This window comes from Isoptericola maris, from assembly GCF_048065335.1.
In the GTDB taxonomy this organism is placed as follows: Bacteria; Actinomycetota; Actinomycetes; order Actinomycetales; family Cellulomonadaceae; genus Isoptericola; species Isoptericola rhizosphaerae.
The window spans coordinates 163,637-184,879 of record NZ_JBLUNY010000001.1 but is presented as its reverse complement, the minus strand read 5'-3'; the positions used below and the strand labels follow the sequence as shown (position 1 = coordinate 184,879).

17 protein-coding genes are annotated in these 21,243 nt (G+C 71.1%); 4 read left to right on the top strand and 13 right to left on the bottom strand.

The features are described 5' to 3' along the window. Positions 1–73 precede the first annotated feature (73 nt). Genes rapZ through uvrA form a run of 4 tightly spaced genes read right to left on the bottom strand, consistent with a single transcriptional unit; the run spans position 74 to position 6,560 of the window. Positions 74–1,009, bottom strand: a complete 936-nt coding sequence (rapZ, locus tag ACH5HR_RS00870; RefSeq protein WP_402371966.1) for an RNase adapter RapZ — start codon at positions 1,007–1,009, stop codon at positions 74–76. Continuing rightward, positions 1,006–3,027, bottom strand: a complete 2,022-nt coding sequence (uvrC, locus tag ACH5HR_RS00865) for an excinuclease ABC subunit UvrC (protein WP_416475728.1) — start codon at positions 3,025–3,027, stop codon at positions 1,006–1,008. Before uvrC ends, rapZ begins: the two co-directional genes overlap by 4 nt. Positions 3,028–3,068: 41 nt before the next feature. Next, a complete protein-coding gene (locus ACH5HR_RS00860; protein ID WP_416475726.1) occupies positions 3,069–3,578 on the bottom strand; it encodes an OsmC family protein in 510 nt (169 codons plus the stop codon). 18 nt (positions 3,579–3,596) lie between these two features. Further along, positions 3,597–6,560, bottom strand: a complete 2,964-nt coding sequence (uvrA, locus tag ACH5HR_RS00855; RefSeq protein WP_416475724.1) for an excinuclease ABC subunit UvrA — start codon at positions 6,558–6,560, stop codon at positions 3,597–3,599. Between the two features lie 115 nt (positions 6,561–6,675). On the opposite strand from uvrA, the gene ACH5HR_RS00850 reads away from it, so the two are divergent. Next, a complete protein-coding gene (locus ACH5HR_RS00850; RefSeq protein WP_416475722.1) occupies positions 6,676–6,972 on the top strand; it encodes a YciI family protein in 297 nt (98 codons plus the stop codon). Between the two features lie 9 nt (positions 6,973–6,981). On the opposite strand, the gene ACH5HR_RS00845 is transcribed toward ACH5HR_RS00850, so the two are convergent. The 5 genes from ACH5HR_RS00845 to coaE all read right to left on the bottom strand — a co-directional run bounded on the left by ACH5HR_RS00845 (position 6,982) and on the right by coaE (position 11,869). Next, a complete protein-coding gene (locus ACH5HR_RS00845; RefSeq protein ID WP_402371973.1) occupies positions 6,982–7,986 on the bottom strand; it encodes a TerC family protein in 1,005 nt (334 codons plus the stop codon). A 192-nt stretch (positions 7,987–8,178) separates the two neighbouring features. After that, the gene (locus tag ACH5HR_RS00840; protein ID WP_416475721.1) at positions 8,179–8,457 is read right to left on the bottom strand and encodes a VOC family protein; all 279 of its coding nucleotides are present in this window, start codon (positions 8,455–8,457) and stop codon (positions 8,179–8,181) included. Further along, on the bottom strand, positions 8,399–10,507 hold the full coding sequence (gene uvrB, locus ACH5HR_RS00835; RefSeq protein WP_402371976.1) for an excinuclease ABC subunit UvrB: 2,109 nt from the start codon (positions 10,505–10,507) through the stop codon (positions 8,399–8,401). The genes ACH5HR_RS00840 and uvrB overlap by 59 nt, the downstream gene beginning before the upstream one ends. A 97-nt stretch (positions 10,508–10,604) precedes the next feature. Beyond that, positions 10,605–11,234 (bottom strand): pyroglutamyl-peptidase I, encoded by a 630-nt coding sequence (locus ACH5HR_RS00830; RefSeq protein ID WP_416475719.1) that lies wholly within the window; start codon positions 11,232–11,234, stop codon positions 10,605–10,607. Further along, positions 11,231–11,869, bottom strand: a complete 639-nt coding sequence (coaE, locus tag ACH5HR_RS00825) for a dephospho-CoA kinase (RefSeq protein WP_402371979.1) — start codon at positions 11,867–11,869, stop codon at positions 11,231–11,233. Before coaE ends, ACH5HR_RS00830 begins: the two co-directional genes overlap by 4 nt. 34 nt (positions 11,870–11,903) lie before the next feature. Between coaE and ACH5HR_RS00820 the strand changes: the two genes are divergently transcribed. After that, complete coding sequence (locus ACH5HR_RS00820; RefSeq protein WP_416475717.1) at positions 11,904–13,826, top strand: ABC transporter ATP-binding protein; 1,923 nt, start codon at positions 11,904–11,906, stop codon at positions 13,824–13,826. Positions 13,827–13,919: 93 nt separating this feature from the next. Here the strand turns inward: ACH5HR_RS00820 and rpsA are convergent, their stop codons facing one another. Further along, positions 13,920–15,425: a 30S ribosomal protein S1 gene (gene rpsA, locus ACH5HR_RS00815; RefSeq protein ID WP_402371982.1), complete on the bottom strand. Its 1,506-nt coding sequence runs from the start codon at positions 15,423–15,425 to the stop codon at positions 13,920–13,922. Between the two features lie 228 nt (positions 15,426–15,653). Here rpsA and ACH5HR_RS00810 point away from each other — a divergent pair, with 228 nt between their 5' ends. After that, positions 15,654–16,445 (top strand): class I SAM-dependent methyltransferase, encoded by a 792-nt coding sequence (locus ACH5HR_RS00810; protein WP_402371983.1) that lies wholly within the window; start codon positions 15,654–15,656, stop codon positions 16,443–16,445. Positions 16,446–16,464: 19 nt separating this feature from the next. Here the strand turns inward: ACH5HR_RS00810 and polA are convergent, their stop codons facing one another. Continuing rightward, positions 16,465–19,179 (bottom strand): DNA polymerase I, encoded by a 2,715-nt coding sequence (gene polA / locus ACH5HR_RS00805; protein WP_416475715.1) that lies wholly within the window; start codon positions 19,177–19,179, stop codon positions 16,465–16,467. On the opposite strand from polA, the gene ACH5HR_RS00800 reads away from it, so the two are divergent. Next, a complete protein-coding gene (locus ACH5HR_RS00800) occupies positions 19,178–19,600 on the top strand; it encodes a hotdog fold thioesterase (protein ID WP_402371987.1) in 423 nt (140 codons plus the stop codon). The genes polA and ACH5HR_RS00800 overlap by 2 nt on opposite strands. 36 nt (positions 19,601–19,636) lie before the next feature. On the opposite strand, the gene ACH5HR_RS00795 is transcribed toward ACH5HR_RS00800, so the two are convergent. Together ACH5HR_RS00795 and ACH5HR_RS00790 are read right to left on the bottom strand one after the other, a co-directional pair. Further along, complete coding sequence (locus ACH5HR_RS00795; RefSeq protein ID WP_402371989.1) at positions 19,637–20,341, bottom strand: GNAT family N-acetyltransferase; 705 nt, start codon at positions 20,339–20,341, stop codon at positions 19,637–19,639. Between the two features lie 108 nt (positions 20,342–20,449). Beyond that, complete coding sequence (locus ACH5HR_RS00790; protein ID WP_402371990.1) at positions 20,450–21,115, bottom strand: ANTAR domain-containing response regulator; 666 nt, start codon at positions 21,113–21,115, stop codon at positions 20,450–20,452. Between the last annotated feature and the right edge of the window lie 128 nt (positions 21,116–21,243).

The following is a 21,243-nucleotide window of genomic DNA, read 5'->3' as shown; positions in this document are numbered from 1 at the left end:
TTCCGGGCCGCCGATGTCGCGGGACGTCGGGAAGGGCCGTGCGATGCCCTCCGCTGGTGTGGGCGTCAGCGTCTCATTCCTTCCCGAGGTCGCGAGCGGTGACCGTGACGCGCTGCCCGGTCGCCCGCAGCCGGTCGGCGATCTCGCCGGCGAGGGCGACGGAACGGTGCTTGCCGCCGGTGCAGCCGACGGCGATCGTCACGTACCGCTTCTCCTCGGCGAGGTAGCCCGCCAGGACCGGCTCCAGGGCCGCGACGTACCGCTCGACGAACTCCATCGCGCCCGGTCGCGCCAGGACGTAGCTCCGCACCGCCTCGTCCTGGCCGGTCAGGTGCCGCAGCTCGGAGATCCAGTAGGGGTTCGCCAGGAACCGCACGTCCGCGACGTGGTCGGCGTCGAGCGGCAGCCCGTACTTGAACCCGAACGCCACGACGTTGATCCGCAGGGCGTCGACGGAGCCGGCGGCGACGGCGTCGCGCACCTCCTTGGCGAGGTCGTGCACCGAGAGCCCGGTGGTGTCGAGGACGACGTCCGCCCGTTCGGCGATCGAGGCCAGCACCCGGCGCTCGGCCGCGATGCCGTCGAGGATCCTCCCGTCACCCTGCAGCGGGTGCGGTCGGCGCACGCTCTCGAAACGCCGCACGAGCACCTCGTCGGAGGCGTTCAGGAAGAGGATCCGGTAGGTCACCCCGCCCGACCGCAGGTGCCCGAGCGCCTCGGTCAGCTCCGGGAAGTACTCGCGCCCGCGGACGTCGACCACGACCGCGAGGCGCTCGACGGAGGAGCCCGCCTTGGTCATGAGGTCGACGAGCGGGACGATCATCAGCGGCGGGAGGTTGTCGACCACGAACCAGTCGAGGTCCTCCAGCACGCCGGCCGCCCGGGTGCGGCCCGCACCGGACATGCCGGTGATGATGAGCACCTCCGGGTCGGAACGGTCCGGGGCGGGGGTGGCGGCCTCGATCTCGGCGATGCCTTGAGGGACGGTGATGGGCGACGGTTCGCTCATGGGTCAAGCATGCCAGCCCGGGAGCCCTGCACGGTGCTCGCCGGGCCGACGGTGTCGCTCTTCGCCAGGGCGTCGACCACCGCCTGGGCGGTCCGTGCCCCCATCCCCTTGACCTCGGCGATCTCCGCCGCGCTCGCCGAGCGCAGCCGCTTGACCGAGCCGAACCGCGCGAGCAGCGCCTGCTGACGTGCGGGGCCCAGGCCCGGGACGTCGTCGAGCACGGAGGAGACCATCCCCTTGCTCCGGCGACGGCGGTGCTGGGCGATCGCGAACCGGTGCGCCTCGTCCCGTACGCGCTGCAGCAGGTACAGGCCCTGGGACGCGCGCTGCAGGATGACGGGGTAGTCGTCGTCCGGCACCCACACCTCCTCGAGCCGCTTCGCCAGCCCGCACAGGGCGACGTCGGTCACGCCGAGATCCGCGAGCGCGCGGGCGGCCGCGGCGACCTGTGGCGGGCCGCCGTCGACGACGACGAGGTGCGGCGGGTAGGCGAATCGCCGGCGTTCCTCCGGGTCGACCTCCGCCCCGACCTCGCCGGTCGACCCGAGCTCGCCCGATGCGTGGCGATCGGCCAGGTAGCGCTTGAACCGGCGGGTGATCACCTCGTACATCGCCGCGGTGTCGTCCGCCGCCCCGTCGCCCTCCGGACCGCGCACCGAGAACGACCGGTACTCGCTCTTGCGCGGCAGCCCGTCCTCGAAGACGACCATCGACGCCGACTGGTAGGTGCCCTGGGTGTGCGAGACGTCGTAGCACTCGATCCGCAGCGGTGCCTCGTCCAGCCCGAGGGCCTCCTGCAGCTCGGCCAGCGCCTGGCTGCGCGTCGTGAGGTCACCGGCTCGCCGGGTGCGGTGCAGGGCGAGCGCCTGCTCGGCGTTCTTGCGGACCGTCTCGGCGAGCTCGCGCTTGTCGCCCCGCTGCGGGACGCGGACGTCCACCCGGGCACCACGCAGGCCGGTCAGCCACGCGGTGACCTGCTCGAGGTCGGCGGGCAGGATCGGCACCAGGACCTCTCGCGGCACCGCGTCACGCGCGACGGCTCGCGCCTCACGCTCGGACGCGTCCGGGTCGCGCGCGTCGTCCACGGCCCCGTAGACCTGCTGGAGGAGGTGCTCCACGAGCTCGGCGTCGGTCGCGTCCTCGACCTTCTCCACGATCCAGCCGCGCTGGCCACGGATCCTGCCTCCGCGGACGTGGAACACCTGGACCGCCGCTTCCAGCTCGTCCCCCACCATGGAGAAGACGTCGGCGTCCGTCGCGTCGGAGAGCACGACGGCGTTCTTCTCCGTCACGCGCCGCAGGGCCGCCAGGTCGTCGCGCAGCCGGGCCGCCTGCTCGTACTCCAGGTCCGCGGCAGCCGCGGACATCTCCGCCTCGAGCCGGCGGACGAAGCGCGCCGTGTCGCCTGCCATGAAGTCGCACAGGTCGCTCGCCAGGTCGTGGTGGTCCTCGACGCTGATCCGGCCGACGCAGGGCGCCGCGCACTTGTCGATGTAGCCGAGCAGGCACGGGCGTCCCGACTGCTGCGCCCGCCGGTAGACCCCGGCCGAGCAGGTCCGCACGGGGAACACCCGCAGCAGGAGGTCGAGGGTCTCGCGGATCGCCCATGCGTGACCGTAGGGGCCGAAGTAGCGGGTCCCCGGACGCTTCGCGCCGCGCATCACCTGTGCGCGGGGGACCTCGTCACCCATCGTGACCGCGAGGTACGGGTAGGACTTGTCGTCGCGGTACTTGACGTTGAAGCGGGGGTCGTACTCCTTGATCCAGGAGTACTCCAGGGCGAGAGCCTCCACCTCGGTGCCGACGACCGTCCACTCGACCGACGCCGCCGTGGTGACCATCTGCTGCGTACGGTGGTGCAGGTTGGCGACATCCTGGAAGTAGCTGGACAGCCGCTGGCGCAGGCTCTTCGCCTTGCCCACGTAGATCACACGGCCGTGCGCGTCGCGGAACCGGTACACGCCCGGCGAGGTCGGGATCTCTCCCGGCCGAGGTCGATATGTCGCGGGGTCGGCCATGGGCCCAGGTTAGGTCAGGTCACCGACATCTCCCGAAACGCTCAGGCGGCGGCGTCCGCCACGTGCAGCGGCGCCGGCTCGACCAGCACCCTGAAGTTCACGCTGCGAGCCAGGAAGCACAGCGCGTGCGCGCGATGGTGCAGGTTCGCGACGTGCTCGTCCGTGGCCTGCTCCCCCGACTCGACGACCACCCGGGGGTGCAGCGTCACGTCGGTGAACTGGCCCTCGCCGCGGGCCTCGACCCGCATCGTGCCCGTGGCGTCGTCGCTGTACTCGCGCACCTCCAGGCCGGACTCGGCCGCCAGGTGCAGGAACCACAGCATGTGGCACTGGGACAGGCTCGCGACGAACAGGTCCTCGGGGCTGAACCGCTCCGGGTCGCCGCGGAACTGCGGGTCCGCCGAGCCGGGCAGCACGGGGCGTCCGGGCAGCACGACGTCGTGGTCACGCGTGTACGCGGTGTAGGACGACGTCACCGTGTCCGGACCGCCGGACTGGACGCCTGCAGCGGGCCAGCGGACCGCGACCGAGTATCCGTGGTGAGCTCCCATGGCCAACACCGTAGAGGTTCAGGCGGCGTCGCGCTTGGTGGCTCGGGCCTTCTTCGTGCTCTTGCGTCCCGCAGGCACCGCGGCCGCGGCGGACGACGGCGCCGGCGGCTCGACCGGGACGTCTGGATGTGCCGCGAGGACCTCGGCGAGGTAGCGCCCCGTGTGGCTCTCCTCGACCTCCGCGACCTGCTCGGGGGTGCCCTGCGCCACCACCGTGCCGCCGCCCGAGCCGCCCTCGGGGCCCATGTCGACGACCCAGTCGGCGCTCTTGACGACATCGAGGTTGTGCTCGATGACGAGCACCGTGTTGCCCTTGTCCGCCAACGACTGCAGGACGCCCAGGAGCTTGCGGATGTCCTCGAAGTGCAGGCCTGTGGTGGGCTCGTCCAGCACGTACACCGTGCGGCCGGTCGACCGCTTCTGCAGCTCGCTGGCGAGCTTCACCCGCTGCGCCTCGCCGCCGGAGAGCGTCGGGGCCGGTTGTCCGAGCCGCACGTAACCCAGACCGACGTCCACGAGCGTGGACAGGTGGCGGGAGATCGCGGGGAACGCCGCGAAGAACTCGGCGGCCTCCTCGATGGGCATGGCGAGCACGTCGGCGACCGTCTTGCCCTTGAAGTGCACCTCGAGGGTCTCGCGGTTGTACCGCGCACCGTGGCAGACCTCGCACGGGACGTAGACGTCGGGCAGGAAGTTCATCTCGATCTTCAGCGTGCCGTCGCCCGAGCACGCCTCGCAGCGGCCGCCCTTGACGTTGAAGGAGAACCGCCCCGGTCCGTAGCCTCGGACCTTCGCCTCCTCGGTCTCGGCGAAGATCTTGCGCACCCGGTCCCACACCCCCGTGTAGGTCGCGGGGTTCGAGCGCGGCGTCCGGCCGATCGGACCCTGGTCGACGTGCACGACCTTGTCCAGCTGGTCCGTCCCGGTCACGCGCGTGTGCCGTCCGGGGACCTGGCGGGCCCCGTTCAGCTCGTTGGCCAGGACGGTGTGCAGGATCGAGTTCACCAGGGTCGACTTGCCCGAGCCCGAGACGCCCGTCACGGCGGTGAGCACGCCGAGCGGGAACGAGACGTCGATGTCTCGCAGGTTGTTCTCCCGCGCACCGACGACGGACACCTGCCGCGCGGGATCGACGCCGCGGCGCACCGCGGGCAGCGCGATGCTCCGCCGGCCGGCCAGGTACGCGCCGGTCATCGAACCCTCGGCCTCGAGCAGGCCGGCGTAGTCGCCGGAGTGCACGACGGCGCCGCCGTGCTCGCCCGCGCCGGGACCGACGTCGACGATCCAGTCGGCCGCGCGGATCGTGTCCTCGTCGTGCTCGACGACGATCAGGGTGTTGCCGAGGTCCCGCAGGCGGGTGAGGGTGTCGATCAGCCGCCGGTTGTCACGCTGGTGCAGCCCGATGCTGGGCTCGTCGAGCACGTACAGGACCCCGACCAGGCCGGAGCCGATCTGGGTCGCCAGTCGGATGCGCTGCGCCTCGCCGCCCGACAGCGTCCCCGCGGCCCGCTCCAGGGTCAGGTAGTGCAGACCGACGTCCAGCAGGAAGCCCAGCCGGGCGTGGATCTCCTTGAGCACCTCGCCCGCGATCGCCGTCTCCCGGGACCCGAGCTCGAGGGCGTCCAGGTACTCCTTGGCGGCGCCGATCGGCAGCCGGCACACGTCCCAGATCGACTTCGAGCCGACCTTGACGGCGAGGACCTCCGGCTTGAGGCGTGCTCCGTGGCACTCGGGGCACGGGACCTCGCGCATGTAGGCCTCGTAGCGCTCCTTCGACCATTCCGACTCGGTCTCCGTGTGCCGGCGCTCGATGAACGTCACAGCACCCTCGAACCCGGTCGAGTACTGGCGTTCGCGGCCCCACCGGTTGCGGTACTTGACGTGCACCTGATGGTTGCGCCCGTGCAGGACGGCGTCACGCGCCCGCTGCGGCAGCGCCCGCCACGGGACGTCCATCGAGAACTTCATCTCCTCGGCGAGCGCACCGAGGACTCGTGCGAAGTACTCCGAGGAGGTCTGCGACCAGGGCGCGACCGCACCCTCGCGCAGGGTCCGCTCGTGGTCCGGCACGACCAGCTCGGGGTCGACCTCCAACCGGAAGCCGATGCCGGTGCACTCCGGGCACGCGCCGTACGGCGCGTTGAACGAGAAGGTCCGCGGCTCGATCTCGTCGAGGCTCAGCGGGTGGTCGTTGGGGCAGGAGCGCTTCTCCGAGTACTTCAGCAGACCCGGTAGCTCGTCGCCGGCCTCCGCATCGTCCGCGACGTCGACGAGGTCGATCATCACCAGACCGCCGGCCAGACCGAGCGCTGTCTCGACGGAGTCGGTCAGCCGGCGCTGCACGCCGTCGCGCGCGACCAGCCGGTCGACGACCACCTCGATGTCGTGCTTGACCTTCTTCTCCAGCGCGGGCGGGCTGCTGAGCTGGACGACGTCGCCGTCGACGCGTGCTCGCGAGAAGCCCTGGGTCTGCAGCTCGGCGAAGAGATCGGTGTACTCACCCTTACGACCCCGCACCACCGGGGCGAGCACCTGGTATCGCGTCCCCTCCGGCAGGTCGAGGATCTTGTCCACGATCTGCTGGGGCGTCTGCGCCTGGACCGGCTCGTCGCACACCGGGCAGTGCTGGGTGCCGGCCCGCGAGAAGAGCAGACGGAGGTAGTCGTAGACCTCCGTGATCGTGCCGACCGTCGAGCGCGGGTTGCGGTTCGTCGACTTCTGGTCGATCGAGACCGCCGGGCTCAACCCTTCGATGAAGTCAACGTCCGGCTTGTCCATCTGGCCCAGGAACTGCCGGGCGTAGGCGGACAACGACTCGACGTAGCGCCGCTGCCCCTCGGCGAAGATGGTGTCGAAGGCCAGTGACGACTTGCCCGAGCCGCTCAGGCCGGTGAAGACGATGAGCGAGTCCCGCGGCAGGTCGAGGTCGACGTTGCGCAGGTTGTGCTCGCGGGCACCGGAGACGACGAGGCGATTGCTCACCGCAGCATCGTACGGCCCACCACCGACATTCGTACAGGTGTTCCATGTCACGTCGCCGCGGCACGCACCGTGGACGCTCCGGCCGGGTGCTGCCGCGAGATGCTTGGATGACGGCATGAGTGTCTACGCCGTCACCTACGTCTATGCCCCCGACAGCATCGCTGCGCGCGACCGGGCACGTCCCGCGCACCGCGACCACCTGCAGGCGCTGTGCGCCGACGGCGCGGTCCTCGTCTCCGGACCCCTGCCCGCGACCGACGACGAGCCCGACGGCGCCCTCATCGTGGTGACCGCACCGTCGGCCGCGGAGGCGGACGCGCTGCTCGGCACCGACCCGTTCCGTCGCGAAGGGCTCGTCGCGGAGGTCTCCGTACGGGAGTGGGTGCCCGTCATCGGCGGGTTCGCGGGCTGAGGTCGGCCGTCAGCCGTCACCCTTCTCGACGGTCGCGCTGATGCGCCTGTCCCGGCGCGTCTTCATCAGTGACGTCACGGTGGTGATGCCGAGCACCACCACGATGAACGCCAGCGAGTAGCTCGTCGGGATCTCCGGGATCACCTCGACGTGCTCGCCGCCGTTGACGAACGGCAGCTCGTTGGTGTGCAGCGCGTGGATGACCAGCTTCACCCCGATGAATCCGAGGATCGCGGCGAGCCCGTAGTTGAGGAACACGAGGCGGTCGAGCAGGCCGTCGACGAGGAAGTAGAGCTGCCGCAGGCCGAGCAACGAGAACGCGTTGGCCGCGAAGACGAGGAACGTCTCCTGGGTCAGGCCGAAGATCGCCGGGATCGAGTCGACAGCGAAGAGCAGGTCGGCGCTGCCGATCGCGACCATGACGATGAGCATCGGCGTGATGTATCGCTTGCCGTCCATCCGGACGGTCATGCGGTGCTCGACGTAGTCGTCGGTGGTCCGGAACAGCCGCCGGGTCAGGCGGAGCACCGCGTTCTCGGTGAACTCCTCGTCGTGGGAGGTTCCCGCGCGGGCCTGGGCGATCGCGGTCCACACGAGGAACGCGCCGAAGAGGTAGAAGATCCAGGCGAAGTTCGCGATGAGCGCCGCTCCGGCCAGGATGAAGATCGTCCGCAGCACGAGCGCGATCGTGATGCCGACCAGCAGCACGCGCTGCTGGTGCTCCCTCGGCACACGGAAGCTCGTCATGATCAGGACGAACACGAACAGGTTGTCGACGCTGAGCGACTTCTCCGTGATGTAGCCGGCGAAGTACTCACCGCCGTACTGGCTGCCCCAACCGGCGAAGACGATCGCTCCGAACACGAGGGCCACCGCCACGTAGGCGAGCGACCACCACGCCGACTCCTTGAGCGTCGGCGCGTGCGGCGTGCGCACGTGGCCGAGGTAGTCGACGACGAGCATCGCCAGGATCGCGGCGACAGTGACGATCCATACCCACACGGGTACGTCCATGACAGATCCTTCCGGTACGCAGGACAAGGCACCGGAGGTCTCTCTCACCCGCGGGCAACCCGGGTGGATGAGACCGAACCGGCGTCCGTGCCGGTCGTACTGACGGCCTCACCACTTGGGAGATACTCCCCTCCAACGAGCGTCAAGCATACGGCACGACGACGGTGCGGGGCACCCGCGCGGAGCCGTCGCTCACTGCAGGCAGAACTCGTTGCCCTCGGGGTCCTGCATCACGATCCAGACGTCCCCGAGCTCTGCGCCCTCGCTCAGCACGGTCGCTCCGAGGGCCGTGAGACGCTCGGCCTCCGCCGTCAGGGCCGGGAGGCGTTCGTCGCCGGCGCGGCCGGCACTGACGTTCAGGTCGAGGGTACTCAGGTCCTCTGGTCGGGGAACTGTGGTTCCGGGGGCCGGGTCAACCCGTGGCCGCCCGCATCTGGCGCAGCTCCTTCTTGAGCCCGCCGATCTCGTCACGCAGGCGCGCCGCCACCTCGAACTGCAGCTCGGCAGCGGCGGCGTGCATCTGGTCGCTGAGCTCTTGGATCAGCTCGGCGAGCTCCTCCGCCGCCAGCCCGGCCAGCCGGTTGCCCGACGTCGAGGCCTCCTTCGGTGACCCGGGCACGGGAGCCTTTCCGCGGCCGTCCCCCGGCGCCTTCCGGTAGCCGCCGGCCAACAGCTCGGCCGTGTCGATGTCCTCGCGCGCCAGCATGTCGGTCACGTCCGCGATCCGCTTGCGCAGCGGCTGCGGGTCGATGCCGCGCTCGGCGTTGTAGGCCTTCTGCTTCTCCCGGCGCCGGTCCGTCTCGTCGAGTGCGAATCGCATCGCCGGTGTGACCTTGTCGGCGTACATGTGCACCTGGCCGGTGACGTTGCGCGCGGCACGGCCGATGGTCTGGATGAGGGAGCGTTCGGAGCGCAGGAACCCCTCCTTGTCGGCGTCGAGGATCGCCACCAGCGAGACCTCGGGCAGGTCGAGACCCTCGCGCAGGAGGTTGATGCCCACGAGGACGTCGTACTCGCCCAGGCGCAGCTCGCGGAGCAGCTCGACGCGTCGCAGGGTGTCCACCTCGGAGTGCAGGTAACGCACCCGCACGTCCTTGCCCAGCAGGTAGTCGGTGAGGTCCTCGGCCATCTTCTTGGTCAGCGTCGTGACCAGGACCCGCTCGTTGCGCTCCACGCGGTCGCGGATCTCCCCGAGCAGGTCGTCGATCTGGCCGGTGGTGGGCTTGACCACCACCTCCGGGTCCACGAGGCCGGTGGGTCGGATGATCTGCTCGACCACGCCGTCGGACATCGACAGCTCGTAGTCGCCGGGCGTGGCCGAGAGGTAGACCGTCTGCCCGATCCGCTCGACGAACTCCTCCCAGCGCAGCGGTCGGTTGTCCGTCGCGCTCGGCAGCCGGAACCCGTGGTCGACGAGGGCGCGCTTGCGTGACATGTCGCCCTCGAACATCGCGCCGATCTGCGGCACCGTCACGTGCGACTCGTCGATGACGAGCAGGAAGTCCTCGGGGAAGTAGTCGAGCAGCGTGTTCGGCGGCGTGCCACCCTCGCGGCCGTCGATGTGCCGTGAGTAGTTCTCGATACCGTTGCAGGTCCCGATCGAGCGCATCATCTCGATGTCGTAGGTGGTGCGCATGCGCAGCCGCTGGGCCTCGAGCAGCTTGTCCTGCTTCTCGAGCTCGGCCAGGCGGGTCTCGAGCTCCGCCTCGATGCTTCCGATCGCCCGCTCCATCCGTTCCGGACCTGCTACGTAGTGCGTCGCCGGGAAGAGGTACACGCTCTGCTCCGTGCGGATCACGTCGCCGGTGAGCGGGTGCAGCGTCTGGATGGACTCGATCTCGTCGCCGAACATCTCGATGCGGATCGCGAGCTCCTCGTACACCGGGATGATCTCCACGGTGTCGCCCCGCACCCGGAACGTCCCCCGGGTGAAAGCCATGTCGTTGCGCGAGTACTGCATCTGCACGAACCTGCGGAGCATCTCGTCGCGGTCGACGACGTCGCCGACCGCGAGCCGCACCATCCGGTCGACGTACTCCTGCGGCGTGCCCAGCCCGTAGATGCACGACACGGACGCCACCACGACCGTGTCGCGCCGGGTCAGGAGGTTCGACGTCGCCGAGTGCCGCAGCCGTTCCACCTCGTCGTTGATCGACGAGTCCTTCTCGATGTAGGTGTCCGTCTGGGCGATGTACGCCTCAGGCTGGTAGTAGTCGTAGTACGACACGAAGTACTCGACGGCGTTGTGGGGCAGGAGCTCGCGGAACTCCGTGGCGAGCTGTGCAGCGAGCGTCTTGTTCGGCGCCATGATGAGCGTCGGTCGTTGTAGCTTCTCGATGAGCCAGGCGGTCGTGGCGCTCTTGCCCGTACCGGTGGCACCCAGCAGGACGACGTCCTTCTCCCCCGCCTGGATACGCTCCGCGAGCGCCCCGATCGCGGCGGGCTGGTCCCCGCTGGGCTCGAACTCGGAGATCACCTCGAAGGGGGCAACGGTGCGCTGCAGGTCGGTCACGGGTCGCATCCCCCCACGGTAGGCCCGGCCACCGACAACCGCTTCGCCGCCGCCGCCCCGGTGCGGTCAGCGCGCGGTGGTCACGGTCAGCGCGCGGTGGTCACGGTCAGTGCTCGGTCCCGGCCGCCAGGACGAGCTCCTCGATCCGTCCGGCGCGGTGGTCCGCCGCCGTGCGGACCACCGCAGCGAGGGCCCGTGCCGCCTCCGCCGGCGGGACGGCGTCGGCCCCGGGGACGTGCACGAACCCGGCGCGGGCGTCGGTGCCCGCCAGCGCGTGCGCCAGGGCGTAGAACGTGGCGTTGCAGACGTAGGTGCCGGCCGTGTTGCTCACGCTGACCGGGACCCCGGTCTCGCGCACGGCTCCGAGGGCGGCCTTGAGGGGCAGCGAGCTCAGGTGGGCGACCGGCCCGTCGGCCACCACGGGCTCGTCGACCGGTGATCGCCCTGCGTTGTCGGGGATCCGCGCGTCGACCACGTTGAGCGCGACGCGTTCGAGCCGCACGGTGCGCGAGCCCGCCGCGAGCCCGACGCACACCACCACCTGCGGCGAGTGCTCCACGAGCAGCCGGCTCAGGTTCGCCGGCGCGCCGGCGAAGGTGACCGGGAGACGTGCGACGACGAGACGCTCCGGGTGCCGCTCGGCCACCCACCGCTCCTCGAGGCATTGCACGGCCTGCCACGACTCGTTGACCGCCGCGCCGCCAAAGGGCTCGAACCCTGTGACGAGGATGTTCACGCCCGCTCGGCCTCCTCGGCGTCCAGCTCCTGCGCGACCTCCGTGGTCACGCGCGACCACAGCTCGTCGACCTGTGCCCGCAGCCCGTCCTCCGTGCCCGTCCCGTCGAGCACGACGTCTGCCACGGCCAGGCGCTCGCCGTCGTCGGCCTGCGCCGACACGCGCGACCTCGCCTCCGCCTCGGTCATCGACCGACCGGTCACGAGCCGCTCGACACGCTGCGCGGCCGGCGCGTCGACGACCGCCAACAGGTGGAACCGGTCGGCCTGACCGGTCTCGACGAGCAGCGGGACGTCGTGCACGACGACGGCACGCGGGTCCGCGGCGCCCGCCGCAGCCTCGCGTTCGGCCGCCAGACGGCGGACCTGCGGGTGGACGATCCCCTCGAGCCGGGTCCTCGCCCGGGTGTCGCCGAAGACCACCCGCCCGAGCGCGGGCCGGTCGAGCGCGCCGTCGTCGGCGAGCACCTGGTCACCGAACTCCTCGACGACCTCGGCGAGCCCCACCGAACCCGGGGCGACCGCCTCGCGCGCCAGGACGTCGTGATCGATCACCACGGCGCCCAGCTCGTCGAGACGGCGGGAGACGACGGACTTGCCTGCGGCGATACCACCGGTGAGGCCTATGCGGAACATAGGCCCATCCTGCCCTCGCCGTAGGCTTCACGCCATGAGCATGGGCGGGCGAGCACCTGGTGGACGGCCCGGGGTCGGGATGGGCGGGCCGATGCGGTCCTACGTGCAGGACGCGTCGGTGCGCCGCCGTCAACTCCCCCGCGAGACCCTGCGCCGGATCCTGGCCTTCGCCCGGCCCTACCGCGGCCGGCTGGCCGTCTTCGTGGCACTGCTCCTGGTGGGGGCGGCCGCCGGCGCGGCGGTCCCGTTGCTGTTCCGGCGCCTCATCGACGTCGGGATCGGCGGCGACGACCGAGAGGTGGTGCTCCTCATGGCGGCCGCGGCGGCCGGCCTGGCCGCCCTGACCGCGCTGCTGGCGCTCGCCGAGCGATGGGTATCTGCCGTGGTGGGCGAGGAGCTGATCGTCGACCTGCGCACCAGCGTCTACGACCACGTGCAACGGATGCCGCTGGCCTTCTTCTCGCGGGCGCGGACCGGTGCGCTGGTGCAGCGGCTCAACGGGGACGTGCTCGGTGCGCAGCAGGCCTTCACCTCGACCCTGCAGACGGTGGTCTCCAACGGTCTCACGATCGTCTTCACGCTCACGGCCATGTTCGTGATGTCGTGGAGCCTCACGCTCCTGGCGCTGGCCCTGCTGCCGGCCTTCGTCCTGCCGGCACGCTGGTTCGGCCGACGGATCGCCGCTCTGGCGCACCGCGGCTACGAGCTCGACGCCGACGCCGGCCAGCTGATGAACGAGCGGTTCAACGTCGCCGGGGCGCACCTCGCCAAGGTGTTCGGCGACCCGGAGCGCGAGGCCGCGCACTACGCCGAGCACGCGCGGGCGCTGCGTGACGTCGGCGTCGCCAGGGCGCTGTACTCGACCTGGTTCCGGATCGGGCTGACGACGCTCGCGTCGGTCGCCATCGCCATCGTCTACGGTGTCGGCGGGCTGCAGGCGATCGCCGGTCAGCTCACCGTCGGCACGATCGTCGCGCTGACGGCCTACCTCGGGAGGCTCTACGGCCCCTTGAGCGCGATGTCCAACGTCCAGATCGACGTCATGACCGCCCTCGTCAGCTTCGAGCGGGTCCTCGAGGTCCTCGATCTCGAGCCCACGGTGGCGGAGAAGCCGGACGCCGGCGACCTGCGGCACGCCGTGACCGCGCACGGAGCCGGCATCGAGCTGGACGCCGTCACGTTTCGGTACCCCCGAGCCGACGAGATCTCGCTCGCCTCGCTCGAGTCCGTCGCCACGGTGCGCAAGGACCCCGTCGGCGCGACCCTGCGCGACGTGTCCTTCGCCGTGCCCGCCGGGACGATGGTCGCGCTCGTCGGGCCTTCCGGGGCCGGCAAGACGACCCTCTCACAGCTCGTGGTCCGGATGTACGACCCGACCTCGGGCGCCGTGCGCATCGCCGGTCAGGACCTGCGAGACGTCACCGCCGCGTCGCTGCGCGCGACCGTGGGCGTCGTGTCGCAGGAGGCCCACCTGTTCCACGACACGGTCGCGGGCAACCTGCGGTACGCACGGCAGGACGCGACCGACGACCAGATCTGGCACGTCCTCGAGCAGGCGCGGATCGGCGACCTCGTCGCCCGCATGCCCGAAGGGCTCGAGACGGTCGTCGGGGACCGCGGCTACCGCCTCTCCGGTGGCGAGCGGCAGCGGCTGGCGATCGCCAGGCTCCTGCTCAAGGCTCCCGACGTCGTCGTCCTCGACGAGGCGACCGCCCACCTCGACTCCGAGTCCGAGGCGGCGGTGCAGGCGGCGCTCGACGAGGCGCTGGCCGGCCGCACCTCGCTCGTGATCGCGCACCGGCTGTCGACCGTGCGCGCCGCCGACTCCATCGTGGTGCTCGACGACGGCGCCGTCGTCGAGCAGGGCACGCACGCCGAGCTCCTGGCGTCGAGCGGGCTCTATGCCGAGCTGTACCGCACGCAGTTCGCCGATCTGGACGACCGGCCGGCCTCGTAGCCGTCAGCCGGCCGAGCACGACGAAGGCCCGTCACCCTGCGGGGTGACGGGCCTTCTCGGTCAGCGACCCTCAGCGGGTCGGCAACCGTCGGCTCAGTTGCCGGTCAGCTTCTCGCGGAGCGCGGCCAGCGCCTCGTCGGAAGCCAGCGTGCCGCCGGTCTCCTCCTCCTGCACGGGGGCCGCGGAGGAGTAGGACGACGAGGACGACGACGAGGAGGACGAGCTGCTGCTCGACCCACCGGAGACGACGTCCCCGGCCGCGGCGTCGGCGTCGGCCGACAGCGCAGCCCGGACCTGCTCGCGGTGCGACTCCCAGCGGGCGTGCGCCTTGGCGTACTCCGCCTCCCAGGCCTCACGCTGCGTCTCGAAGCCCTCGAGCCACTCGTTGGTCTCCGGGTCGAAGCCCTCGGGGTACTTGTACTCCCCGTTCTCGTCGTAGTCGGCAGCCATGCCGTAGAGCGCCGGGTCGAAGTCCTCGGACTCCGGGTCCATGCCCTCGTTGGCCTGCTTGAGGGACAGCGAGATGCGGCGACGCTCGAGGTCGATGTCGATGACCTTGACGAAGACCTCGGCGCCCACCTGGACGACCTGCTCCGGCAGCTCGACGTGGCGGACCGCCAGCTCGGAGATGTGCACGAGACCCTCGATGCCGTCCTCGACGCGGACGAACGCACCGAACGGCACGAGCTTCGTCACCTTGCCGGGCACGACCTGGCCGATGGCGTGCGTGCGGGCGAAGGTCTGCCACGGGTCCTCCTGCGTCGCCTTCAGCGACAGGGAGACACGCTCGCGGTCGAAGTCGACGTCGAGCACCTCGACCGTGACCTCCTGACCGACCTCGACGACCTCGGAGGGGTGGTCGATGTGCTTCCAGGAGAGCTCGGAGACGTGCACGAGACCGTCCACGCCACCCAGGTCGACGAACGCACCGAAGTTGACGATCGAGGAGACGACACCGGGACGGACCTGGCCCTTCTGCAGCGTCTGCAGGAAGGTGGAACGGACCTCGGACTGCGTCTGCTCGAGCCAGGCGCGGCGCGACAGGACCACGTTGTTGCGGTTCTTGTCGAGCTCGATGATCTTGGCCTCGATCTCCTTGCCGACGTACGGCGCGAGGTCGCGGACACGGCGCATCTCCACCAGCGAGGCGGGGAGGAAGCCGCGCAGGCCGATGTCGAGGATGAGGCCACCCTTGACGACCTCGATGACGGTGCCGGTGACGACGCCGTCCTCCTCCTTGATCTTCTCGATCGTGCCCCAGGCGCGCTCGTACTGCGCGCGCTTCTTGGACAGGATCAGACGACCCTCCTTGTCCTCCTTCTGGAGGACGAGAGCCTCGACGGCGTCACCGACGGTGACGACCTCGCCCGGGTCCACGTCGTGCTTGATGGAGAGCTCCCGGGACGGGATCACGCCCTCCGTCTTGTATCCGATGTCGAGGAGGACCTCGTCGCGGTCGACCTTGACGATCGTGCCTTCGACGATGTCACCATCGTTGAAGTACTTGATGGTGGCGTCGACGGCGGCAAGGAAGTCTTCCTCGGTGCCGATGTCGTTGACGGCGACCTGCGGGGCGGACTTCGTGGTGGAGATGGTCATTGAGTAGTTGCTCCGATGCGGACAGGGCATAGTGCGGACAGGGGTCGCGGTGCAGGTGTATCGTGCGGCTGTCGACCAGGCCGACGGACTCGCCGGCCACGCAGGGGCCAGCCCCACGGGCGCACTGCACCGCGGATCATCTTATCCGCGCGGTATGGAAGGGTCAATGCGGACGGCACCGCGGCCGAGCCGCGTCCGTCACAGGTCCTCCGGTGGCACGATGAGGGCGTGACCGCGACCTGGTTCGGCTACCGAGATGCCCCCGACGACGACGGAGCGGCCCGCGAGTGGTGGGACGCGCACGCCGACGAGTACCTCGAGGACCACGGCGGGTTCCTCGGCGACGCCGGGTTCCGGTGGGGCCCCGAGGGACTCACCGAGGCCGAGGCCCGCCTGCTCGGCGAGGTGCGCGGCGCGGACGTCCTCGAGGTGGGCGCCGGTGCGGCGCACTGCTCGCGGTGGCTCGCCGGGCAGGGTGCGCGCGTGGTCGCGACCGACGTCGCTCCGGCCATGATGGATGCTGCGGCGCGCCTGGACGCGCGCACCGGCACCCGGGTCCCCGTCGTGGAGGCGGACGCCCGCGCGCTGCCGTTCGCCGACGTGAGCTTCGACGTCGTGTTCACCTCGTTCGGCGCGATCCCGTTCGTCGCCGACGCGAACCGCGTGCACGCGGAGGCGGCGCGCGTGCTGCGGCCCGGCGGGCGGTGGGTGTTCTCGGTGACGCACCCCCTGCGCTGGGCGTTCCCCGACGACCCCGGCCCCGACGGGCTGACGGCGCACCGCTCGTACTTCGACCGACGTCCCTACGTCGAGGCCACCGCGTCGGGCCGCGTCGTCTACGCGGAGCACCACCGGACCGTGGGCGACCACGTCCGGGACGTCGTGGCCGCCGGGCTGCGCCTGCGCGACCTCGTCGAGCCCGAGTGGCCCGCCTGGAACACCGAGACGTGGGGCGGATGGGGACCGGTGCGGGGCGCATACCTGCCCGGCACGGCGGTCTTCGTCACGACCAAGGACTGACCTGCGCGGCCGTGGCCCGTCAGTGCCCGGCGTCGTGCCAGGTCTCGCCCGCCCCGACCGAGACGTCGAGCGGCACGTCCAACGAGTAGGCGGCCCCCATCCTCGACCGCAGGACGTCCTCGACGGTGTCACGCTCGCCCGGCGCGACCTCGACCACCAGCTCGTCGTGCACCTGCAGCAGCAGCCTCGACCGCAGGTCGCGCTCGTCGAGCTCGCGCTGCACCCCGAGCATGGCGAGCTTGATGATGTCGGCCGCGCTGCCTTGGATCGGCGCGTTCAGGGCCATCCGCTCCGCCATCTGCCGTCGCTGCCGGTTGTCGCTCGTCAGGTCCGGGAGGTATCGACGCCGGCCCAGGATCGTCGCGGTGTATCCCGTGGCACGAGCCTCCTCCACGATCCCCGCCAGGTAGTCGCGCACGCCCCCGAAGCGGGTGAAGTAGTCGTCCATCAGTCCTTGCGCCTCACCCGTGGCGATGCTGAGCTGCTGGGACAGACCGAACGCGCTCAGCCCGTACGCCAGGCCGTAGCTCATCGCCTTGACCTTCGCGCGCATCTCGGCGGTGACGTCGGCCGGCTCGACGTCGAAGACGCGCGAGCCCACGTAACGGTGCAGGTCCTCGCCCGAGCGGAACGCGGCGATCAACCCTTCGTCGCCCGACAGGTGCGCCATGATCCGCATCTCGATCTGGCTGTAGTCAGCGGTGAGGAGGACCTCGTGCCCCTCACCGACCCGAAAGGCCCGACGGATCCGCCGGCCCGACTCCGTACGGATCGGGATGTTCTGCAGGTTCGGGTCCATCGAGCTCAGCCGGCCGGTCGCGGCGATCGTCTGCTGGAACGTGGTGTGGATCCGCCCGTCCGGCTGCACCGACTTGAGCAGGCCCTCCACGGTGGTCCGCAGCTTCGCCGCGTCCCGGTGGGCCAGCAGATGCGCCAGGAACGGGTGCTCGGTCTTGGTGAAGAGGTCTTGCAGGGACGCGGCGTCCGTGGTGTACCCGGTCTTGATCTTCTTCGTCCGCGGCATGCCCAGCTGGTCGAACAGGACCTCTTGGAGCTGCTTCGGGCTGCCCAGGTTCACCTCGCGGCCGATGACGTCGTACGCCTCCGCGGCTGATCGTGCGACGGCGTCGGCGAAGTGCTGCTCGAGCTCGGTGAGGAACGTCGTGTCCGCGGCGATCCCCGTGTCCTCCATCCGCGCCAGCACGCCGGCCAGAGGCATCTCGACGTCGTGCAGGAGGCTGCGCGCGCCCCGGTCGTCGAGCCCGTCGGCGAGTGCGCCCGCAAGATCCACGACGGCGACCGCGCGGGCCGCAGCCTCGCTTCCCGGACCGGAGCCCTCGGAGAGATCGAGGTCGAGCGCTCCCTGCGCGGCGTCGTCCGCCACCGCGAGCTCGCGGTGCAGGTGCCGGACGACCAGGTCCGCCAGGTCGTACCCGCGCTGGTCCGGGTAGCAGAGGTAGGCAGCGAGCTCGGTGTCCCACGTCACGCCGGCGAGCTCGAGCCCGCGCGCCGCGAGCATGTGCCAGGCCGCCTTGGCCCCGTGCACCGCCTTGGGCGCCGACTCGTCAGCCAGCCAGCCGGTGAGGGCGCGCTCGTCGGCGGTGTCCAGCTCGGCCAGGTCGAGGACCACCGCGCTCGCCGTCCCGTCGGTGCCACCCGTCGCCACGGCCACCTGCCACGCGTCCGCTCGGGCGGGCCGGGCCACCCCCGTCACGTCCAGACCCAGCAGCTTGCCGGGATGCCGCGCGACCCAGTCGGCGAACGGGCCCTCGTGCACCGCGACCGCGACGCCGGGCGCGGCCACCTCCTCGAGATCGCCGCCCGCGGGGTCGACCGCGAGCAGCCGGTCGCGCAGCGCGCCGAACTGCAACGCGTCGGAGACGCTGTGGACCGCCTCGCGGTCGAAGCCCACGACGGCGAGGTCATCGATCGCCAGCGGCAGCGCGACGTCGGTCAGCAACGCGTTGAGCTCTCGGTTGAGGCGCACCTGGACGGCGTGCTCGCGCAACGCCTCCCCCCGCTTGCCGGTCACCTCGCCCTGGCGTTCCAGCAGCGAGTCGAGGTCGCCGAACTGGTTGATCCACTTGGCGGCGACGCCGGGGCCCACACCGGGGACACCGGGCAGGTTGTCGCTCGTCTCCCCCACCAGAGCGGCCAGGTCGGGATAGCGCTCGGGACGGACCTTGTACTTCTCCTCGACCGCCGTCGGGGTCATCCGCGCGAGCTCCGAGACGCCCTTCTTCGGGTAGAGCACCGTGACGCCGTCGGTCACGAGCTGCAGCGCGTCACGGTCGCCGGAACAGATCAGGACCTCGAGCCCGGCCTCCGCACCCTGGCGTGCGAGGGTCGCGAGGATGTCGTCCGCCTCGATGCCCTCACGCTCCAGCGCGGGGACGCGCAGCGCCTCGAGGACCTCCTTGATCAGCGGCACCTGGCCCCGGAAGACCTCGGGCGTCGCGTCACGGTTCCCCTTGTACTCGGCAAACCTCTCCGTGCGGAACGTCACGCGGCCGGCGTCGAAGGCGACCGCGACGTGCGTCGGTTCCTCGTCGCGCAGCAGGTTGGTGAGCATCGAGAAGAAGCCGTACACGGCGTTGGTCACCTGGCCGCTGGAGGTCACCAGCGTGTCGGGCAGGGCGTAGAACGCCCGGTAGGCCATCGAGTGGCCGTCGATGAGGAGCAGTCGGCCACCGGTTCGCGCTGAGGTCGTCACGGGTGCCAACCTATCCTCCATGACTGACACAGACGCCTTCCCGCAGGATGCCGCCGCCTGGCAGCGGGCGGCCGCCGGCACCCTCATCGAGCGCACCGGCATCGTCCTGACCGAGGTGACCGCGGCGACGGCGCGGGGCACCATGCCGGTGGCGGGGAACACCCAGCCGGCCGGACTCCTGCACGGCGGTGCGACAGCGTCGCTCGCCGAGACGCTCGGCTCGGTGGCCGCGCAGAGCCATGCCGGCACGGGTCGTGCGGCGGTCGGCCTCGAGCTCAACGTCACGCACCATCGAGGCGTGCGCGGCGGTCAGGTGCACGGTGTCGCCACGGCGTCGCACCTCGGACGGTCGACCGCCTCCTACGAGGTCGTCATCACCGACGACGACGGACGGCGGGTCGCGACGGCGCGGCTCACCTGCATGCTGCTCGGCACGGTCTAGACCGGCGCGTCCGGCCGTGCCGCGGCGGGCGACCCGTCAGGAGACGTGGGACGCCTGCTCGGCGGCCGGTCCGGCCTGGCGGGCGGCCTCGGCCGCGGCGTGCTCGACCTGGAAGGCGCGCAGGTCCACGGGACCGGTGGGAAGTCCCGCCTCGCGGGCGCGTCGGCGCCTGGCCACCAGGTCCTCGATGGCCGCGCGCGTCGCGTCCCGGCGCCGGCGGCCGCCGTCACGGCGACGCACGACGGTCGCGCCCGGCGACGCTCCCTGGGCCAGGCGGCGCTCCAGGACCGGCACCGCGACGACACGGTGGCCGGCCGCCGGGGCGAACCCGAGACGGGCGAGGAACCTGTGCATCTCCCGGGCACCGGGCGCGGGCGCGCAGTAGATGTTCTCGGCGCCGGCGCGGGCGGCCAGGTCGAGGGCCGCGACGAGCAGCGACCGACCGACACCGTGCCGCCGGGTCCGGGGGGCGACGAGGATAGCGTCGATGTACAGGCTCGGCGTCAGCGCGTAGAAGCGCGGGCCGAGCACACGGACCAGGAGGAACCCCACGACGGCGTCGTCCTCGACCGCCACCAGCACCTCTCCCCCGGCGGCCAGGAGGACGCTGAGGTGCTCGCACAGCCGGCCGGGGTCGGCGGCGGCTGTGGTCGTACCGTCCGGGGCGACGCTCGCCGCCAGCTCGGCGACCTCCAGCAGATCGTCCTCCGTCGCGGGCCGAACTGCGACCGCTGCACGCATCGACACTCCCTCCGACACTTCGTACGTTCCCCTCGCTGCGCAAAGGTCACGAAAAGATCACGACTCCCTGGTGACCATAGCCGTCACCAGGGAGTCGCACAACGTGTCTCAGGCGCCCACCTGGTCGATGACCGCGTCCGCGACCTCGCGCATGGTCAGGCGGCGGTCCATGGAGGTCTTCTGGATCCAGCGGAACGACTCCGGCTCGCTCAGGCCCATCTTCGTCATGAGCAGGCCTTTGGCGCGGTCCACACGCTTGCGGGTCTCGAAACGCTCCTGGAGGTCCGCCACCTCGGACTCCAGCGCGCCGATCTGCTGGTAGCGGGAGATCGCGATCTCCACCGCGGGCAGCAGATCCGCCGGCGTGAACGGCTTGACCACGTAGGCCATCGCGCCGGCGTCGCGGGCGCGCTCGACGAGCTCCGTCTGGGAGAACGCGGTGAGCAGCACGACGGGGGCGGCGTGCGCCTTGCCGATCCGCTCGGCCGCGGAGATTCCGTCCAGCTCCGGCATCTTGACGTCCATGACGACGACGTCGGGCTTGAGCTCGGTGGCCAGGTTGACAGCCGTCTCGCCGTCCCCGGCCTCACCGACGACGTCGAAGCCAGCCTCGCGCAGCGTCTCGACGACGTCCATGCGGATCAGCGCCTCGTCCTCGGCGACGACGGCTCGCCGCGAAGGCTTCGCCGGGGGCTCGGGAGGCGACGCCTCCGGCTCGGCGTCGATCAGCGGGGGCAGGTCGAGCGGCAGCTTCTCGTCGGTCACAGGGACCATCGTAGACCCCGCGAGCACCAGCCGTGTGCTTTCACCACACCCACCGCGGTGTGACCGTGCGCACCCTACCCGGTCGCGGCCGGTTGGGCACCGGGCGTGCCCGTGTGGTTCGATAAGGCCGCTGCCGA